This window comes from Knoellia locipacati (assembly GCF_044791685.1).
In the GTDB taxonomy this organism is placed as follows: domain Bacteria; phylum Actinomycetota; class Actinomycetes; order Actinomycetales; family Dermatophilaceae; genus Knoellia; species Knoellia locipacati_A.
Genome location: NZ_CP087730.1, coordinates 2,836,275 through 2,855,182 on the forward strand (window position 1 = coordinate 2,836,275; position 18,908 = coordinate 2,855,182).

16 protein-coding genes and 1 tRNA gene are annotated in these 18,908 nt (G+C 71.5%); 13 read left to right on the plus strand and 4 right to left on the minus strand.

Annotation, left to right across the window (positions count from 1 at the left end; all coding sequences use genetic code 11):
- Positions 1-25: 25 nt before the first annotated feature.
- Positions 26-97 (minus strand) — tRNA-Arg (locus LL946_RS13280).
- Between the two features lie 74 nt (positions 98-171).
- On the opposite strand from LL946_RS13280, the gene LL946_RS13285 reads away from it, so the two are divergent.
- From LL946_RS13285 to rho, 7 genes are all read left to right on the plus strand, one after another.
- Positions 172-606, plus strand: coding sequence for a response regulator (locus tag LL946_RS13285; protein WP_404381385.1), 435 nt, complete (start codon positions 172-174; stop codon positions 604-606).
- 9 nt (positions 607-615) lie between these two features.
- On the plus strand, positions 616-2,262 hold the full coding sequence (gene argS / locus LL946_RS13290; RefSeq protein ID WP_404381387.1) for an arginine--tRNA ligase: 1,647 nt from the start codon (positions 616-618) through the stop codon (positions 2,260-2,262).
- Between the two features lie 11 nt (positions 2,263-2,273).
- Positions 2,274-3,725: a diaminopimelate decarboxylase gene (lysA, locus tag LL946_RS13295; RefSeq protein ID WP_404381389.1), complete on the plus strand. Its 1,452-nt coding sequence runs from the start codon at positions 2,274-2,276 to the stop codon at positions 3,723-3,725.
- Positions 3,726-3,778: 53 nt separating this feature from the next.
- The gene (locus tag LL946_RS13300) at positions 3,779-5,107 is read left to right on the plus strand and encodes a homoserine dehydrogenase (RefSeq protein ID WP_404386895.1); all 1,329 of its coding nucleotides are present in this window, start codon (positions 3,779-3,781) and stop codon (positions 5,105-5,107) included.
- Position 5,108: 1 nt separating this feature from the next.
- Positions 5,109-6,197 carry a threonine synthase gene (gene thrC / locus LL946_RS13305; RefSeq protein WP_404381391.1) on the plus strand — a complete coding sequence of 363 codons (1,089 nt, stop codon included), beginning with the start codon at positions 5,109-5,111 and terminating at the stop codon, positions 6,195-6,197.
- A gap of 2 nt (positions 6,198-6,199) precedes the next feature.
- Positions 6,200-7,132: a homoserine kinase gene (gene thrB, locus LL946_RS13310; RefSeq protein ID WP_404381393.1), complete on the plus strand. Its 933-nt coding sequence runs from the start codon at positions 6,200-6,202 to the stop codon at positions 7,130-7,132.
- Positions 7,133-7,458: 326 nt separating this feature from the next.
- Positions 7,459-9,432, plus strand: a complete 1,974-nt coding sequence (rho, locus tag LL946_RS13315) for a transcription termination factor Rho (RefSeq protein ID WP_404381395.1) — start codon at positions 7,459-7,461, stop codon at positions 9,430-9,432.
- Positions 9,433-9,568: 136 nt separating this feature from the next.
- Here the strand turns inward: rho and LL946_RS13320 are convergent, their stop codons facing one another.
- Positions 9,569-10,072, minus strand: a complete 504-nt coding sequence (locus tag LL946_RS13320) for an Lrp/AsnC family transcriptional regulator (protein ID WP_404381397.1) — start codon at positions 10,070-10,072, stop codon at positions 9,569-9,571.
- Between the two features lie 112 nt (positions 10,073-10,184).
- On the opposite strand from LL946_RS13320, the gene LL946_RS13325 reads away from it, so the two are divergent.
- Complete coding sequence (locus LL946_RS13325; RefSeq protein WP_404381399.1) at positions 10,185-11,381, plus strand: trans-sulfuration enzyme family protein; 1,197 nt, start codon at positions 10,185-10,187, stop codon at positions 11,379-11,381.
- Between the two features lie 70 nt (positions 11,382-11,451).
- Here the strand turns inward: LL946_RS13325 and LL946_RS13330 are convergent, their stop codons facing one another.
- Positions 11,452-11,892: a hypothetical protein gene (locus tag LL946_RS13330; protein ID WP_404381401.1), complete on the minus strand. Its 441-nt coding sequence runs from the start codon at positions 11,890-11,892 to the stop codon at positions 11,452-11,454.
- Positions 11,893-12,722: 830 nt separating this feature from the next.
- On the opposite strand from LL946_RS13330, the gene rpmE reads away from it, so the two are divergent.
- From rpmE to glyA, 5 genes are all read left to right on the plus strand, one after another.
- On the plus strand, positions 12,723-12,938 hold the full coding sequence (rpmE, locus tag LL946_RS13335; protein ID WP_404381403.1) for a 50S ribosomal protein L31: 216 nt from the start codon (positions 12,723-12,725) through the stop codon (positions 12,936-12,938).
- A 110-nt stretch (positions 12,939-13,048) separates the two neighbouring features.
- Positions 13,049-14,131: a peptide chain release factor 1 gene (prfA, locus tag LL946_RS13340; protein ID WP_404381405.1), complete on the plus strand. Its 1,083-nt coding sequence runs from the start codon at positions 13,049-13,051 to the stop codon at positions 14,129-14,131.
- The gene (prmC, locus tag LL946_RS13345) at positions 14,128-14,985 is read left to right on the plus strand and encodes a peptide chain release factor N(5)-glutamine methyltransferase (RefSeq protein WP_404381407.1); all 858 of its coding nucleotides are present in this window, start codon (positions 14,128-14,130) and stop codon (positions 14,983-14,985) included. Before prfA ends, prmC begins: the two co-directional genes overlap by 4 nt.
- A gap of 334 nt (positions 14,986-15,319) precedes the next feature.
- Positions 15,320-16,102, plus strand: a complete 783-nt coding sequence (locus LL946_RS13350; protein ID WP_404381409.1) for an L-threonylcarbamoyladenylate synthase — start codon at positions 15,320-15,322, stop codon at positions 16,100-16,102.
- Positions 16,095-17,369: a serine hydroxymethyltransferase gene (gene glyA / locus LL946_RS13355; RefSeq protein WP_404381411.1), complete on the plus strand. Its 1,275-nt coding sequence runs from the start codon at positions 16,095-16,097 to the stop codon at positions 17,367-17,369. Before LL946_RS13350 ends, glyA begins: the two co-directional genes overlap by 8 nt.
- 112 nt (positions 17,370-17,481) lie before the next feature.
- Here the strand turns inward: glyA and LL946_RS13360 are convergent, their stop codons facing one another.
- Positions 17,482-18,876: a sugar transferase gene (locus LL946_RS13360; RefSeq protein WP_404381413.1), complete on the minus strand. Its 1,395-nt coding sequence runs from the start codon at positions 18,874-18,876 to the stop codon at positions 17,482-17,484.
- Positions 18,877-18,908: the final 32 nt, after the last annotated feature.

An 18,908-nucleotide genomic window follows, 5' to 3' on the forward strand; every position in this document is an offset into this window, starting at 1 on the left:
GCGTCATTCACCGGCCTTCTTCGCGTGCCCCCGGCAGGATTCGAACCTGCGCTCCCGCCTCCGGAGGGCGGTGCTCTATCCCCTGAGCTACGGGGGCTCGTGGTGTCCGAATGGTGAAGATTCGGGCCGTTCAGGGATGCTCAGGGAGGGTAGCAGCCTAGAGTTCCGTTCATGGAATCAGGGCCCGCAGCGACGGCGGTGACGTCCCGCCCCCTGGTTCTCGTGTGCGACGACATCGTGTCCATCCGAGACATCATCCGGATCAACCTCGAGCTCGAGGGTTTCGACGTCCTGGAGGCCGCCGACGGCCACGAAGCCATGAGCCACCTCATCGACCCCTCGGCGAGGGTGCCCGACGTCATCCTCCTCGACGCCCAGACCCCCCGTCGGGACGGCTGGTGGGCGATCGCCGCCATCCGCTCGCACCCGCGCCTCGCGGACGTCCCCACCGTGCTCGTCACCGCGTCGACCACCGCGCACGACCGCAGCGAGGCTGCGCTGGCAGGTTTCGACGCGTTCGTCGCCAAACCGTTCGACCCGGCCGACCTCGTCGACGTCGTCTCACGCCTCGCGGCCGACGGACGACCCCAGGTGCCCGGCCAATAGACTCCCGGGGTGACTCCCGAAGAACTCTCGTCCGCGATCCGGGCTGCCCTGCTCGAGGCCACCGCCGCCGGTGACTTCACCGCCGACGTCCCCGCCGAGGTGCGCGTGGAGCGTCCCAGGAACCGCGACCACGGTGACTGGTCGACCAACATCGCCCTGCAGCTCGCCAAGCCCGCCGGCGTCCCGCCGCGCGACCTCGCCACCGGCCTGGCCACGCGACTGGCGGCCATCGACGGGATCGCTGCAGTGGACGTCGCCGGCCCGGGCTTCCTCAACATCACGCTCGACGCCGCGAGCGCCGGCGAGCTGGCCCGGAGCATCGTCGAGAGCGGGACGGCATACGGACGCAACGACTCCGAGGCCGGGCACACCATCAACCTCGAGTTCATCTCCGCCAACCCCACGGGCCCGCTCCACATCGGGCACACCCGGTGGGCCGCCCTCGGCGACTCCATGCGACGCCTCCTCACCGCGTCGGGTGCCGACGTCACGGCCGAGTACTACATCAACGACGCGGGCGCCCAGATGGACAAGTTCGCGCTGAGCGTCCTGGCGAGCGCCAAGGGCGAGCCGACCCCCGAGGGTGGCTACCCGGGCGCCTACATCGGCGAGCTCGCGGCAGCCGTCCTGGAGCAGCGTCCCGACCTGCTCGAGCTGCCCGAGGACGAGGCCGTCGCCGTCGCGCGGCCGCTGGCCTACCGGGCGCAGCTCGCCGAGATCCAGCAGACGCTCGAGCGCTTCGGCGTCTTCTTCGACGTGTGGTTCTCCGAGAACGAGCTGCACGACGGTGGCGCCGTCGAGCAGGCCGTGGACCGCCTGCGCGAGCAGGGGCACGTCTACGACAAGGACGGTGCGGTGTGGCTGCGCACCACCGACTTCACCGACGACAAGGACCGCGTGCTCATCCGGGCCGACGGAGTCCCGACCTACTTCGCCGCCGACGCCGCCTACTACCTGAGCAAGAAGGACCGTGGCTTCACCGAGAAGATCTACCTCCTCGGCGCCGACCACCACGGCTACATCGGTCGCCTCAAGGCGATCTCGTCCGCGGCCGGTGACGACGCCGACGTCAACATCGACGTCCGCATCGGCCAGCTCGTCAACCTCAACGGCGCCAAGCTGTCCAAGCGCGCCGGCAACATCATCGAGCTCAACGACCTCCTCAACTGGATCGGTACCGACGCGGTCCGCTACAGCCTCGCCCGCTACCCGGCGGACAGCCCGCTGAGCCTGGACGGCGAGGAGCTGCGCAAGCAGACCAACGACAACCCGGTCTTCTACGTCCAGTACGCCCACGCCCGCACCGCCAACGTGTCGCGGCTCGCGGGGGAGGACGGCGTGCGTCGCGAGGACGGGTTCGACCCGTCGCTGCTCGCGGACCCGACCGAGGCCACGCTGCTGGCGACGCTCGGCGACTTCCCCCGGGTCGTGGCCCAGGCGGCACACCTGCGCGAGCCGCACCGCGTCGCCCGCTACCTCGAGGACCTCGCCGGTCGCTACCACAAGTGGTACGACACCTGCCGGGTCCGGCCGATGAACGCCGACGAGGAGGTCACCGACCTCCACCGCACCCGCCTGTGGCTCAACGACGCCACGCGGCAGGTGCTCGCCAACGGCCTCGACCTGCTCGGCGTCAGCGCGCCCGAGCGCATGTGAGGGCCTGACCGATGCGTTCGCACGAGGCCGGGGCACTCCACGCCGAGGGCTACGGCGGCCCCCCGCTCTACCTGCCCTACCCCGACGACGTCATGGCGCTGCTCCCGCAGCTCTGGCCCGACTCCGTGGCGCGTGACGACGACGGCCGGCTGACCGTGGCCGGGCTCGACGTGGTGAGCCTCGCGCGCGAGTTCGGCACGCCGGCATACGTGCTCGACGAGGGGGACTTCCGCGCGCGGGCGCGGGCGTTCCGCGACGACTTCGCGGCGCCCTTCGAGACGGTGTGCGGCGGGGCGGACGTCTACTACGCGGGCAAGGCCTTCCTCTGCACCTCGGTGGCGACCTGGGTCGCGGAGGAGGGGCTCTCGCTCGACGTCTGCAGCGGCGGCGAGCTCGCCGTCGCACGTCGGGCGGGCTTCCCCGCGGAGCGGATCGGCTTCCACGGCAACAACAAGTCGCTCGACGAGATCCGCGCTGCCCTCGACTACGGCGTCGGGCGGATCGTCGTCGACTCCTTCGTCGAGATCGAGCGTGTGGCCGAGATGGCCGCCGAGCTCGGCGTCGTCGCGCCGGTGATGATCCGGGTGACCGTGGGTGTCGAGGCGCACACGCACGAGTTCATCGCCACGGGCCACGAGGACCAGAAGTTCGGGTTCAGCCTCACCGGTGGACAGGCACTCTCCGCGGCCAGGGCGGTGCTCGCCCACGACAGCCTCGACCTGCGTGGCCTGCACTCGCACATCGGCAGCCAGATCTTCGACACCGGCGGCTTCGAGATGAGCGCGCGCCGCCTCGTGGGCCTGCACGCCCTCATCGCCGAGGAGCTCGGGCACCACAGCCCCGAGATCGACCTCGGCGGCGGCTTCGGCATGGCCTACACCTCGCAGCACACGCCCATGTCGCCCGCCGAGCTCGGCGAGCAGCTGGCCGACATCGTCGGCCGCGAGTTCAAGGCACTTCAGCAGCGGACGACCTCACCTGAGCCCTCCTTGGTCCCCAGGGTCTCGATCGAGCCCGGCCGCGCCATCGTCGGCCCCTCGACGTTCACCCTCTACGAGGTGGGGACGGTCAAGCCGGTCGAGCTGGGCGACCACCACTCCCGGGCCTACGTCTCGGTCGACGGCGGTATGAGCGACAACGTCCGCCCCGCTCTCTACGAGGCCGACTACTCGTGCACGCTCGCCAACCGCAGCTCCGAGGCCGCACCGATGCTCTCCCGGGTCGTGGGCAAGCACTGCGAGAGCGGTGACATCGTCGTCCAGGACGAGTGGCTCCCCGAGGACACCGGCCCCGGCGACCTCATCGCCGTTCCCGGCACCGGCGCCTACTGCCGGGCGCTGTCGAGCCAGTACAACCACACCCCCCGTCCTCCGGTGCTCGCGGTCCGAGACGGCGAGGCACGCGTCATCGTGCGTCGTGAGACCATCGACGACCTGCTCGCCCTCGATGTCGGGGGCTCATGATGTCGCGGCGTCGTGATGTCGAGCCCGTGACGTCCGAGGAGGACAGCACCGAGATGGCAGCCACCAGCGCCGAGACACCTACCCTCAAGGTCGCCCTGCTGGGCTGCGGGGTCGTGGGCTCGGCCGTGGCGAGGATGCTCGTCACCAACGGTGAGGACCTGGCGGCTCGCGTCGGTGCGCGGCTCGAGCTCATCGGGATCGCCGTGCGTCGCCCCGACAGGGCGCGTCCGGACGTGCCCGTCGACCCCGCCCTCTTCACCGCCGACGCCGACACCCTCGTGCGCAGCGCCGACATCGTCATCGAGGTCATCGGCGGCATCGACCCGGCGCGTGGTCTCATCCTCACCGCGATGGAGCACGGCGCCTCGGTCGTCACCGCCAACAAGGCGCTGCTCGCCGAGGACGGACCGACCCTGTATGCCGCGGCGGCCGATCACGGTGTCGACCTCTACTACGAGGCCGCGGTCGCCGGGGCCATCCCGATCGTCCGCCCCATGCGTGAGTCGCTGGTCGGCGACGACGTCGTGCGGGTGCTCGGCATCGTCAACGGCACGACCAACTTCGTCCTCGACAAGATGGACTCGACCGGGGCGGGCTTCGCCGAGACGGTCGAGCAGGCGCAGGCCCTGGGCTACGCCGAGGCCGACCCGACCGCCGACGTCGAGGGCTTCGACGCGGCGGCGAAGGCCGCGATCCTCGCCTCGCTCGCGTTCCACACGCGCGTCTCCATCGCCGACGTCCACCGTGAGGGGATCACCGAGGTCACCGCGGCCGACGTCCAGGCGGCCCGGGAGATGGACGCCGTCGTCAAGCTGCTCGCGATCTGCGAGCTGCAGCGCGACGAGTCCGGCGTGCCGAGCGGGGTCACCGTGCGGGTCCACCCGGCGATGATCCACCGCAGCCACCCGCTCGCCTCGGTGCGAGACGCCTACAACGCGGTCTTCGTCGAGGCTTCTGCTGCGGGCGAGCTCATGTTCTACGGCAGGGGTGCCGGCGGTGAGCCCACCTCGTCGGCTGTTCTCGGTGACGTCGTCGCCGTCGCGCGCCACCGCCTCGCCGGAGGGCACGGTCCGACCGAGTCGGCCTACGCCGACCTGCCCGTCGTCCCGATGGGCCACGCCCTGACGAGGTACCACATCAGCCTCGCCGTGGCCGACCGTCCCGGCGTCCTGGCCCAGGTCGCCTCGGCCTTCGCCGACCACGACGTGTCGATCGAGACGGTGCGCCAGCGCGTCCTCGGCGAGGGCGACGACTCGCGCGCCTCGCTCGTCATCGTGACCCACCGCGCCCCGGACTCCGCGCTCGCCGCGACCGTCGAGGCGCTCGCGGGACTCGAGACCGTCGACGAAGTCGTCTCCTGGATGCGTGTGGAAGGGGCCTGACGTGGCACACCAGTGGCGCGGAGTGATCCGTGAGTATGCCGACCGCCTGCCGATGCTGGCCGGCGCACCTGTCGTGACCCTCCACGAGGGTGGGACCCCCCTCATCCAGGCCGAGCACCTGTCCGAGCTCGTCGGGGCCAACGTCCTCGTCAAGTACGAAGGCCTCAACCCGACGGGGTCCTTCAAGGACCGCGGCATGACGACCGCCATCTCCCACGCCAAGGGCCGGGGTGCCAAGGCGGTCATCTGCGCGAGCACCGGCAACACGAGCGCGTCGGCCGCGGCCTACGCCACCAAGGCCGGCATGACCTGCGCCGTCCTCGTCCCCGAGGGCAAGATCGCGATGGGCAAGCTCAGCCAGGCGATCGCGCACGGTGCAACCCTCATCCAGGTCGATGGCAACTTCGACGTCTGCCTCACCGTCGCCCGCAAGCTCGCGGAGGTCCACCCCGTGGAGCTCGTGAACTCGGTCAACCCCGCGCGCATCGAGGGGCAGAAGACGGCGGCCTTCGAGGTGGTCGACGCCCTCGGTGACGCACCGGACATCCACGTCCTCCCTGTGGGCAACGCCGGCAACATCACCGCCTACTGGCGCGGCTACACCGAGTACGCGACGGATGCCGAGGGCCTGCCGGCCGTGTCGACCCGCACGCCGCAGATGTGGGGTTTCCAGGCCGCCGGAGCGGCGCCCATCGTCCTCGGTCACCCGGTCGACGACCCCGAGACGATCGCCACGGCCATCCGCATCGGCAATCCGGCGTCGTGGCGCCAGGCCGAGGAGGCCCGGGACCAGTCCGGCGGGCGCATCGAGTCCGTCACCGACGAGCAGATCCTCGCCGCGCACCGCCTCCTGTCCTCCACCGAGGGGATCTTCGTCGAGCCCGGTTCGGCGGCCAGCATCGCCGGTCTGCTGCAGGCGAGCGAGCGCGGCCAGGTCCCGCGGGACGTGACGATCGTCTGCACCGTCACCGGACACGGCCTCAAGGACCCGCAGTGGGCGCTGCGCACCGCCGACGGGTCCGACATCGAGCCGGTCCGCGTGAGCGCCGAGGCTCGGGCGGTCGCCGAGGTCCTCGGCTTCGAGGGCTGACCGTGGACGAGTGGCGCCCGGGCCAGTCGGTCACCCTCCGGGTCCCGGCGAGCAGTGCCAACCTCGGGCCGGGGTTCGACTCCGTGGGTCTGGCTCTCGGCGTCTGGGACCGTTGTCGCGCAACGGTCCTCGGGTCACATGGTCTCGAGATCACGGTGGCGGGTGAGGGTGCCGGTGCGGTGCCGACCGACTCCACCCACCTCGTGTACCGCAGCCTCGTCCATGCCTTCGAGGACCTGGGTGAGGAGGCCCCGACCGGGCTGCGGTTCGAGTGCGAGAACGCCGTGCCCCACGGCCGGGGTCTGGGTTCGTCGGCGACCGCCATCGTCACCGGCATCGCCGTCGCCCACGCGCTGCGTGCCGTCCGGGACGGTCGAGCAGCCGGCGACATCGACCTCGACGCCGTCAACAACCTCGCGGCCCGGCTCGAAGGGCACCCCGACAACTCCTCCGCGAGCGTCTACGGGGGAGTGACCCTGTCGTGGTCCGACGACCCCGCTGCGGGCACCACGACGTTGCGGCTGGCGCCGCACGACGACCTCGTGCCGGTGGTGTTCACACCATCGACTCAGCTGTCGACGGCCACGGCCCGTTCGGTCCTGCCCGCGCAGGTGCGGCTGGCCGACGCGGCCGCGAACTCGGCGCGAGCGGCCCTGCTCGTCCACGCCCTTACGTGCGCACCCGAACACCTGCTCGACGGCACCCGCGAGTGGCTCCACCAGGAGCCGCGGCGACCGTCTTACCCCGCGAGCATGGCCCTGGTCGACACCCTTCGCGCGGCCGGCCACGCAGCAGTGGTCTCGGGCGCCGGGCCGAGCGTCCTCGTGCTTGCCACGACGGCGACGGCCGGCGAGGTGAGCGGCAGCGCAGGTGACGAGTGGCGGGTCCTGCTGCCCGGCATACCGGAGCACGGAGTGCACGCCGAGGCGACCTGACCGGCAGCGTCGTCCTGCCGCTCCACGCGGGGGCGTGGTGTTACTGTGGTGCCGCGGTCGCAGTTGATGCCGGAGGGGTTCTGACCTCCCCGATGCCTACCACGACCCGCATCCTCCACCTTGGGCCGGTCGTGCCGCGCCACGCGCCGTTGTCGGCAGGCCCCGTGGATCAGTCCGCCAGGTCCCTGGCACCCACTTTCGGCCCCTCGCCACCCGTGGCACGGGCCCACTGACGAGGGGAAGGATCCTTCGTGACAGACACCACCACTCTTGAGGCGTCTTCGGCATCCGGGCAGGGCCCGCGCCGATCAGGTTCGCTGACGGCCATGCGCCTCGCGGAGCTGCAGGGGCTCGCCTCGAGCATGGGCATCTCCGGCACCGCGAAGATGCGCAAGGGCGACCTCGTCGCCGCCATCAAGTCGCGCCAGAACGGCGACAGCGGCCCGGTGGCCACCGAGACCGCCGAGCCGGTCCGCCGCACCCGACGCGCCTCCTCCTCGGGACAGACCACGCCGAAGGCCGAGACGCCCGCCGCCGAGACGCCCGCCGCCGAGGCGGCCGCCCGCGACGAGCGCCGCGAGCGGCCCGACCGCAGCCCGGGCTCGGACGCCTCCACCCGGACCGACGAGACCGCCCGCAGCCCGCGCCAGTCGCGTGAGTCCCGGGACGGCGATCGCGACGAGCGCGAGCAGCGCGACGGCACCCGCGGCGGGCGGGAGCGCAGCAACGACCGTGTCGTGGACCGGGACCAGCCCGATCGCGCCGACCGCACGGACCGCGCCGATCGCGCGGACCGGAACGACCGCACCGACCGCGCGGACCGGAACGACCGCACCGATCGCGCGGACCGGAACGACCGCGCCGACCGCACCGACGACCGCGACCGTTCCGAGGACCGCGACCGCGGCGACCGGAGCTCCGACCAGCGCGATGGCGGCGAGCGCAACGACCGCAACGACGGTCAGCGCAACGACCAGAACGCCGGCGACGACGACGACGAGGGCGGCCGCAGTGGTCGTCGCCGCCGCAACCGCAACCGCAACCGCGACAAGCGTCGTGCCCCGGTCCAGGGTGGCAGCGAGACGGTGACCGAGAACGAGCCGCAGATCCACGACGACGACGTGCTTGTCCCCGTGGCCGGCATCCTCGACATCCTCGACAACTACGCCTTCGTGCGCACGTCCGGCTACCTGCCCGGCAACAACGACGTCTACGTCCCGCTCGGGATGGTCAAGCGCAACGGCCTGCGCAAGGGCGACGCCGTCGTCGGCGCCACCAAGGCCCCGCGCGAGGGCGAGGACCTGCAGCAGCAGAGCGTCGGCTCGCGCAACAACCGCCAGAAGTTCACCCCGCTGGCGCGGCTCGACACGATCAACGGCATGGGCTCGGACGACGCCCGCAAGCGCGCCGAGTTCGGCAAGCTCACCCCGCTGTACCCGCAGGACCGGCTGCGCCTCGAGACCGAGGCCGGCGTGCTCACCACCCGGATCATCGACCTCGTCGCCCCCATCGGCAAGGGCCAGCGCGGGCTCATCGTCGCCCCGGCCAAGGCCGGCAAGACGATGGTCATGCAGGCGATCGCCAACGCGATCACGACCAACAACCCCGAGGTCCACCTCATGGTCGTGCTCGTCGACGAGCGCCCCGAGGAGGTCACCGACATGCAGCGTGCGGTCAAGGGTGAGGTCATCGCCTCGACCTTCGACCGCCCCGCCGAGGACCACACGACCGTCGCCGAGCTGTCCATCGAGCGCGCCAAGCGTCTCGTCGAGATGGGTCACGACGTCGTCGTGCTCCTCGACTCGATCACCAAGCTGGGCCGGGCCTACAACCTGTCCGCCCCGGCGAGCGGCCGGATCCTCTCCGGCGGTGTCGACTCGGCTGCGCTCTACCCGCCGAAGAAGTTCTTCGGAGCGGCGCGCAACATCGAGAACGGCGGCTCGCTCACCATCCTCGCAACGGCTCTCGTCGAGACCGGCTCGCGGATGGACGAGGTGATCTTCGAGGAGTTCAAGGGCACCGGCAACATGGAGCTCAAGCTCGACCGTGGCCTGTCGAACCGGCGCATCTTCCCGGCCGTCGACATCAACAACTCGGGCACCCGTCGCGAGGAGATCCTCCTCGCGCCGGAGGAGCTCAAGATCATGTGGAAGCTCCGCCGCGTCCTGGCCGCGCTCGACAGCCAGCAGGGCATCGAGCTCCTCCTCGACCGGCTGCGCAAGACCAAGACGAACTACGAGTTCCTCAAGCAGGTCCAGCAGACCAGCTCCAACAAGCTCGACGGCGACGACGAGGACTGACCTCGAACGTCACCACTGCGAGGCGGTCTCCCGATCCGGGGAGGCCGCCTCGCGGCATACGGAGACAAAGCTCTGTATGCCGTCCGCTCACCCTCGGGGGTCCCAGAAGGGGCGAGGCCGGGCGACTCGGTGCGGCTCAGGGCAGGGCGGGGCTGGCGTGGCTGCGGAAGATCAGCGAGGTGTGCACGTGCGAGACACCGGGCCTGCTCGAGATGTTGTCGAGGACGAAGTCGCGCAGCTGGTCGGGCGACTCGGCACAGAGGTGGACGAGGAAGTCGTCGGCACCGCTGATGTTGAGGGCGGACAGCACGCCCGGCAGGGCGGCCATCTCCTCGCCGAAGGCGTCGACCTGGCCGCGGTCGTGGCCGCCGAGTCGGATGGCGACGACGGCCTGGAGTGGGCGTCCGACCCGGGCGAGGTCGATCGCCGCGTGGAAGCCGGTGATGACCCCGCGCTCACGCAGGGACCGGACCCGACCCACACACGTGGACTCCGCGATCCCCACTTGGCGGGCCAGCGCGGCGTTGGAGATCCGGCCGTCGGCCACGAGCCCCGCGATGATCGCGCGGTCGACGTCGTCGAGCACCGGCGGGGCGGTCGGGGCGGGACCGGGGGTGAGGGGATGCGGATTCTTCGGCACGGGCCCACCGTAGCCCGTCCACGTCGGTGGATTGCGTGGATCCTCCGGCGTCCAAGGCCGTGATCCACGGGACTCTTGGCCACTCTCGTGGATCCTGCGGAGAATGACGTATATGACGACGTCAACGACGACCTCGGCCGAGTCCCCTGACCCGGCGACCACCGCCGTCCACGCCGGCCGGGAGGACCTCACCGCCCTCGGGCTCCACGTGCCGCTCATCGACCTGGCCACGACGTACCCGATGCCGACGATCGAGGCGGGCGGGACGGCATACGACACGATCGGCGCGGGGGAGCGGCCGGACGGCCACGCGACCCTGGTCTACCAGCGCCTGTGGAACCCGGGGGTCGACCGCTTCGAGCGCGCCGTCGCCGCCCTCGAGGCCACCGAGTCGGCCGTGGCGTTCGCGTCCGGGATGGCGGCGCTCACCGCCACCCTGCTCGCCGCCGTGTCCGCGGGGACGCCCCACGTCGTCGCCGTCCGCCCGCTCTACGGCGGCTCCGACCACCTGCTGGCCACCGGGCTGCTCGGCACGGAGGTCACGTGGGCCACGCCGTCGACCGTTGCGCAGTCGCTGCGCCCCGACACCGGTCTCGTCCTTCTGGAGACGCCGGCCAACCCCTCGCTCGACCTCGTCGACATCGCGGCCGTGGTCGCTCAGGCGCAGGGCGTGCCCGTCGTCGTCGACAACACGTTCGCCACGCCGGTCCTCCAGCAGCCGGCCCGCCACGGCGCGACCCTCGTCCTGCACTCGGCCACGAAGTTCATGGGCGGCCACGGCGACGTCATGGGCGGCGTCGTCGCCACCGACCACGACTGGACGGCACGGCTTCGCCAGGTCCGGGCCATCACCGGCGCGGTGCTCCATCCGCTCGCGGCCTACGAGCTGCACCGCGGTCTCCAGACCCTGCCGGTGCGCGTCCGCGCGCAGCAGGAGTCCGCCGGCGTCGTCGCCCAGTGGCTCGCGCAGCGGTGCGAGGTCTCGCAGGTGCACTACTCGGGGCTCGAGGGCTGCGACCCCGCCGGTCTCGTCGGCACGCAGATGTCCGGACCCGGCGCGGTTCTCGCCTTCCGCCTCGACGGCGGGTATGCCGTCGCGTCGGCCCTGCTCGAACGCCTCGACCTGCTCACCCATGCCGTCTCTCTCGGAGGCGTCGACAGCCTCATCCAGCACCCGGCCAGCCTGACCCACCGGTTCGTCGTCGCCGACGCCCGGCCCGACGCCGACCTGCTCCGGCTCTCCGTCGGGCTCGAGGCCGTCGACGACATCATCGCCGACCTCGACAAGGCCTTCGCCAACCTTCCCTGACGACACCGGCACGCGTCGGTGCTGCAGGAGGCGCGCCATGTCGCGCCATGTGCAGCACCGAGGAGACGTGTCAGGCTGCGCGAGCGGTGAGGAGCCGGTGCGCCCGGACCACCTGGTCCATGAAGGCGTCCGGCGTGAGGCGTATGCCGAGCACAGGGACGCGCAGCACCACCTTGTCCGACAGCGTGACCTCGTTCTGACGCAACGCGTCGTCCACCGGTGCGAGCGCCAGCGCATGGTGGCCGCCGTCCACCTCGACGACCAGGCCGATGTCCTCCCAAAGGGCATCGAGATAGATGCGTCCGGCGTGACCTCGCCGGACCGCCTGGCGGGTCGGCTCCGGCAGGCCTCGTCGACGGCAGAGCCCACCGAAGTCGAGCTCACCCAGCGAATGGGCTCCGTCGCAGATGTCCGGCACGACGCGTGCCAGAAGCGCCGTGCGCGGCCCTCGACCGATGGCCTCCCACGTCGTCAGGAGGCGGTGGGTGCTGACCAGGCGTTGCTGAACCACCAGGCAGGATGAGGACTGCGGCGCGATCCGTACGTGCCCACCGCGCCGCCCGGATGGCGGCCCACTCCGGCGTCGCTCGTGGCAGCCCGGCTCCTCGAGTGGGTCCGATCTCGCGCCGGCGATGCACGGTGACACCATCGACGGCGCGAGCCCGGTGGTTGGCCGGGACGGACACGTCGAGCGAGTCAGGCGTGAAGCCGGTGAGGCCGCCGGCGACCAGCGCGGCCACGCCATCGAGCACCGCACCGGAGCCGCTCTCCCAGACCGCGCGCCAGCGCATGGCCTCACCCCGAAGCGGCGGTCGAGTCGTGACGAGGACTGTGTGACGACCATCCGAGAGCCACCGTCCGGCGGCGACCTCGGTGCGGACGTCGGCACGTGTCACCCCGACCGCCCGAAGGTCGTGTCGATGAGCCACGCCGGCGTGCAGCGCGGCGACGCCCTCCGCCCGCTGGGCGCGTTCGGGCCGCGGCAGCCGTCGACGGGGTGGGGTGGTCATCACGGCATGGTGCACGCACGTGCTCGGCCCGCCGGGGAGATATCCACAGGTGCCGACAGGTGCGCCGACCGGTGCGTCGACCGGTGCTGCAGGACGCGCGCCAGGGCGCGCGCTGTGCAGCACGCAACTGCACCGACCCGGGGAATGCGGGGGAGGTCGGCTCCGTTTAGGGGAACGTGTGCCTGCTCTGGCACACTTGTTCGCTGGACCGGTTCACGGCATGAACGCGTTTCCTGAGCATCACCCTCACGAGTGGATGCAGGCGGGGCGCTACAGGGCTTGCATCAACGTGATGGGCTCGCCGACCCGGAGACATCCAAGGGAGAAAATCGTGAAGAAGGACATCCACCCCAACTACGCGGAGACGACCGTCACCTGCACCTGTGGCGCGACGTTCACCACGCGCAGCACTGCGGCCAGCGGCCAGATCCACGCCGAGGTCTGCAGCCAGTGCCACCCGTTCTACACGGGCAAGCAGAAGATCCTCGACACCGGTGGCCGCGTCGCGCGCTTCCAGGCCCGCTACGGCAAGAGGGCCGACGCGTAGCACCCCCGATGCGCCGACCCGTCGATCCAGCACTGGATCCGGGTCGGCGCATTCGTGTCTGCACCTGTGGCCCCGTCCCCTGACCTGCTGACCGTCCCGAGAGGACCCCGATGTTCGAGTCCGCCGCCGCCCTCGCGCAGGAGCACGCCCAGCTCGAGCGCGAGATGGGGGACCCTGCCGTGGCCTCGGACCCGGACCGCCTGCGCGAGATCAACAAGAGGTATGCCGCGCTGGGACCGACGGTGACGGCATACGGGCAGTGGTTGACCGCGACCGACGACCTCGAGGCGGCACGCGAGCTCGCCACCGAGGACGAGGGCTTCGCGGCCGAGGTGCCCGGTCTCGAGGCCGCGGCCGGCGAGGCGGCCGACCGCCTGCGCCGCCTGCTCGTCCCGCGCGACCCCGAGGACGACCGCGACGTCATCCTCGAGGTCAAGGCGGGGGAGGGTGGCGACGAGTCGGCCCTCTTCGCCGGCGACCTGCTGCGCATGTACCTCCGCTACGCCGAGCAGCGGGGGTGGCGCACCGAGGTCCTCGACGCGACCGAGACCGACCTCGGCGGCTACAAGGACGTCCAGGTCAGCGTCAAGGCCAAGGGCACGCCGCAGCCCGGCGAGGGGCCCTGGGCGCGGCTCAAGTACGAAGGCGGCGTCCACCGCGTCCAGCGCGTCCCCGTCACCGAGACGCAGGGCCGCATCCACACGAGCGCCGCGGGCGTCTGGGTCATGCCCGAGGCCGAGGAGGTCGAGGTCGAGATCCACGCCAACGACCTGAGGATCGACGTCTTTCGCTCCTCCGGACCCGGCGGCCAGAGCGTCAACACGACCGACTCCGCGGTGCGGCTCACCCACCTCCCGACCGGGACCGTCGTCATCTGCCAGAACGAGAAGTCGCAGCTGCAGAACCGCGAGGCGGCGATGCGCGTGCTGCGCGCCCGGCTGCACCAGATGGCGGTCGACGAGGCCAACGCGGCGAGCGCCGACATCCGCGCGAGCCAGGTGCGCACCGTCGACCGGAGCGAGCGCATCCGCACCTACAACTTCGCCGAGAACAGGGTGAGCGACCACCGCACCGGCTTCAAGGCGTACAACCTCGACACCGTCCTCGGCGGCGAGCTCGACGCGGTCGTCGAGTCGGCGATGGCGGCCGACGAGGCGGCGAAGCTCGAGGCGCTCGGGGAGGGCACGGCGTGAGCGAGCTGCGGGACGCGGTCCGCGCGGCCACGCGCACCCTGGCCGACGCCGGCGTGGGCTCGCCCGAGCACGACGCGGTCGCGCTCGCGGCGCACGCCCTCGGCGTGGACGCCGGTGAGGTGAGGCGGCGCATGATCCTCGGCGGTCCCGTCCCCACGTCGTATGCCGGCCTCGTCGCGGAGCGCGCCGCTCGCGTCCCGCTACAGCACCTCACCGGCCGCGCCTGGTTCCGCGGACTCGAGCTCGAGGTGGGCCCGGGCGTGTTCGTGCCGCGGCCCGAGACCGAGGTCGTGGCCAGCTGGGCCATCGAGGCGGCGCAGGCGTGCGTCGACGACGGCATCGCGGCCCCGGTCGTCGTCGACCTCTGCACCGGGTCCGGAGCGATCGCCCTCTCGCTCAAGGCGGAGGTCCCGCAGGCGCAGGTCCACGCGGTCGAGGTGAGCGACCTCGCCGTGGCCTGGGCGATGCGCAACCGCGACCGGCTCGGGCTCGACGTCGAGATCGTCCACGCCGATGCGGTCACCGCGCTCGGCGACCTCGACGACGTCGACGTCGTCGTGTCGAACCCGCCCTACATCCCCACCACTGCGGAGCCCGTCGACCCCGAGGTGCGCGACCACGACCCGCACGTCGCGCTCTACGGCGGCAGCGAGGACGGGCTGGCGATCCCCAGGCTGGTCGCCGCCCGGGCCGCGGGCCTGCTGCGCAGCGGGGGAGTGCTCGTCATGGAGCACGCCGACAGCCAGGGGGAGTCGCTTCCTGCCGCCCTGCGCGCGAGCGGCTCGTGGCGTCTGGTCGAGGACCGGCCCGACCTCACCGGTCGGCCACGCGCGGCCGTCGCCATCCGGGCCTGAGCCGGCTCGACACGCACGCCGCCGTCCGGCCCGGACAGGACTGTGGCCCCCACCCGAGCACGGGTAGGGGCCACAGCAGAGTTCGGCCTCGTCAGAGGATGTACATCAGCAGAACGATGATCAGAAGAACACCGACGATCGTCCAGATGAGTCCGGAACCACGCATGCGTTGCACCTCACTTCAGGTAGACAGGGACGAAACGGTCCGACCCTACGCAGCGAACGGCTCCGCGTGAGGGATTGACGCTGACCAATTTCGAGGTGTCACAGCAGGTCAGGCCACCGCATGGTCCCCGCGGTCGGCATCGGGCGGGGTCGGTCCTAGGCTGCTCCCATGAGTCCGGTCTTCGACTGCACCACGCCCGAGGGTCGTCAGGACGGCATCGCCAAGGCGACCGCCGGCGTGCGCCACGGTGACCTCGTGGTCCTGCCCACCGACACGCTCTACGGGATCGGCGCCGACGCCTTCTCGCCGGACGCCGTCCAGCGCCTCCTCGACGCCAAGGGCCGGGGTCGCGAGATGCCGCCGCCGGTGCTCGTCGCCGACATCCGGACGATCGACGGCCTGGCCACGGACGTGCCCGCCTACGCGCGAGCCCTCATCGAGCGCTACTGGCCGGGGCCGCTCACGCTCGTCCTCAAGGCCCAGCCCTCGCTCATGTGGGACCTCGGCGACACCGGCGGCACCGTCGCCGTGCGGATGCCCGACCACGAGGTGGCCCTCGAGCTGCTCTCCGAGGTGGGACCCATGGCCGTGAGCAGCGCCAACCGCACCGGCCACCCCGCCTCACGCACCGTCATCGACGCGGCCACCCAGCTCGGCGCGTCCGTGCAGTTCTACCTCGACGGCGGGCCCGTGACCGGTGGGCTCCCCTCGACGATCGTCGACTGCACGCGCGCCGAACCGACCATCCTGCGCCGCGGCGCCATCGACGCGGACGAGATCCTGGCCCTCGCCGCCGAGCACCTAGAGTTGCCGACAGACCAGACGGACCCGCCAGACCAGACGGACCCGACAGACCAGACGGACCCGACAGACCAGACAGCGCCCTCCGCGGAGCCGGCCCCGTCGGCCGAGCGGGCGCCAGACCCCCTCGAGGAGAAGCACGATGAGTGAGACCTTCTACGGCTCGGACTTCGCGGCACTGGAGTCCTTCGACCCCGAGATCGCGGGAGTGCTCGTCTCCGAGCTCGACCGGCTCCGAGGGGGGCTCCAGCTCATCGCCAGCGAGAACATGTCCTCGCCGGCGGTCCTCACCTCGCTGGGTTCGACCCTGTCGAACAAGTACGCCGAGGGCTACCCCGGCCGTCGCTACTACGGCGGCTGCTCCGAGGTCGACAAGGCCGAGTCGCTGGCCATCGAGCGCGCCAAGGCGCTCTTCGAGGCCGACCACGCCAACGTCCAGCCGCACTCGGGCGCCAGCGCCAACCAGGCCGTCTACGGCGCGTTCATGTCGCCGGGCGACACGATCCTCGCGATGAGCCTGCCCCACGGCGGTCACCTCACCCACGGCACGAAGATGTCGTTCTCCGGCAAGTGGTTCAACGCCGTCCACTACGGCGTCGACAAGGACACCGAGAACATCGACTACGCCGAGGTCGAGCGCCTCGCCAAGGAGCACCGCCCGAAGGTGATCCTGGCCGGCGGGTCGGCGATCCCGCGCCTCATCGACTTCGAGTTCTTCCGCCGGGTCGCCGACGATGTCGGCGCCATCTTCTGGGTCGATGCCGCGCACTTCATCGGGCTCGTCGCCGGCAAGGCCGTCCCCAGCCCGGTGCCGTACGCGGACGTCGTGAGCTTCACGACCCACAAGGTGCTGCGCGGGCCGCGCTCCGGTGCGATCGTCTGCAAGGAGGAGCACCGCGCGGCGATCGACAAGGCGGTCTTCCCGATGATGCAGGGCGGTCCCCAGATGCACTCCATCGCGGCCAAGGCGACGAACTTCAAGGAGTGCTCCACGCCGGAGTACCAGGCCTACGCCACCCAGGTCATCGCCAACGCCCGCGTGCTCGCCGAGACGCTCGGCGAGAAGGGCATCCGCCCCACGACCGGCGGCACTGACACGCACCTGTCGCTGCACGACCTCCAGCCGGTGCTCGTCACCGGTGTCGACGCCGAGGCCCGCTGCGACGCGGCCGGGATCACCCTCAACAAGAACGCCATCCCGTTCGACCCGCAGAAGCCCAACATCGCCAGCGGCATCCGGGTCGGCACCCCCTGCGTCACGACCCAGGGCATGGGCGAGGACGAGATGCGCACCATCGCCGGTCTCATCGCGCGCGCCGTCGTCGACGGTGACGCGGACCCCGAGCACCCCGTCTCGAAGGAGGTGCGCGCCGAGGTGACCGACCTCGTGACGCGCTTCCCGGCATACCCCCGCTGACCCGCCCCCGGGACCGTTTCCCGCCGCCCCCGGAAAACGGTCCCGGAGCAAGGGAACAGTTCCGTTGTTCGGGACCGGTTTCCCGCCGTCCCCGCAAAACGGTTCCCCGGCGTCAGCTGGCTGAGCGCCCGCGACGGGTGCGGCGGTCGTCGGCCGCCTGCTCGGCGGCCTCCTGCTCGAGCGCGGCGGCCTCCTCGGCCGACGGCCGCGCCTTGGGCTTGGTCCCGGAGGCCGACAGCACGGTCCACACGCTGCGCCCGAGGACCTCGAGGTCGAGCAGTGGCGACATGTGCTTGAGGTAGTAGAAGTCGAAGGAGAGCTTCTCGATCGTCTCCTCCTCCGATGCCGCGTAGCCGTGGCGGACCTGCGCCCAGCCCGTGATGCCGGGGCGCACGAGGTGGCGCTGGTCGTAGAAGGGGATCGCGTCGCGGTACTTCTCGACGAAGCTCACCTGCTCGGGCCGGGGCCCGATGAGGGACAGCTCACCACGCAGCACGTTGAAGAACTGGGGCAGCTCGTCGAGGCGCACGCTGCGCAGGAAGTGGCCCAGGGGAGTGATGCGGGGGTCGTCGCCGGTGGCCTGCCGGGCGCCGTGCGCCTCGGCGTCGGCGCGCATCGTGCGGAACTTGAAGAGCTCGACCATCTGGCCGCGCCGGCCCACCCGCACCTGACGGAAGATCACCGGCGTCCCGTCGACGACCCGCACGAGCACCGCCACGAGGGCGACGACCGGCATCCACAACGGCATCGTGAGGACGACGAGGACGAGGTCGACCGCGTGCTTGAACGGCAGGAACGGCAGCTTGCGCAGCAGCGAGGTCTCGATCTCCCACCCCTCGGAGAGGTGGCCCAGCGGCACCCGCCCGGTGTGCTCCTCGTAGACCTCGTTGAGGGGTCGGACCTCGCGCCCGGCCACCGAGGTGGCGGAGACGTAGGCGGTGACCTCGCGGGACCACCGAGCGCTGAGGTCCACGGTGAGCACGGTGTCCGGGGGCGGCGCCGGCAGCGGACCGGTGGCCTCGGGGTCGATGACGCCGACGACGCTGATGTGCGGGGTCTCGTCCAGCTCTCGCACGATCGACTCCGCGGAGGTGACGATGACGAGGCGCTCGGTCCACGGACGCAGCCGGAGGACGAGGCGGGCGACCAGCACGAGCACCACCCAGATGCCGAGCGTCGTGAAGAGGTGGGGGCGCGAGTAGTACGGCCGCAGCAGGACGATCATCGCGGTGAGCGCGAGGAACGCGAAGAGGGCACCGATGGCGCCGCGCGCGTAGGTCGGCCGCGGCGGCCCCTGGGGCATGACGGCTGCGACGAGCGCGTCGCCCAGAACCGCGCTGACGATGGAGATGAGGAAGATCTGGGTGAGGCCGCGTCCCTGCGTCTGCGCCAGGACGGAGGCGGCGAAGGGGTGGTCGCCGAAGCGCATCACCGCGGCGATGACGAAGGCGATGGCGAGGAGTGCGGCGTCGGCGCAGACCATGCCGACCAGAAGCCGCTGTCTCATGGCGGGAAGTGTATTCGGCGCCGGTCATGGAC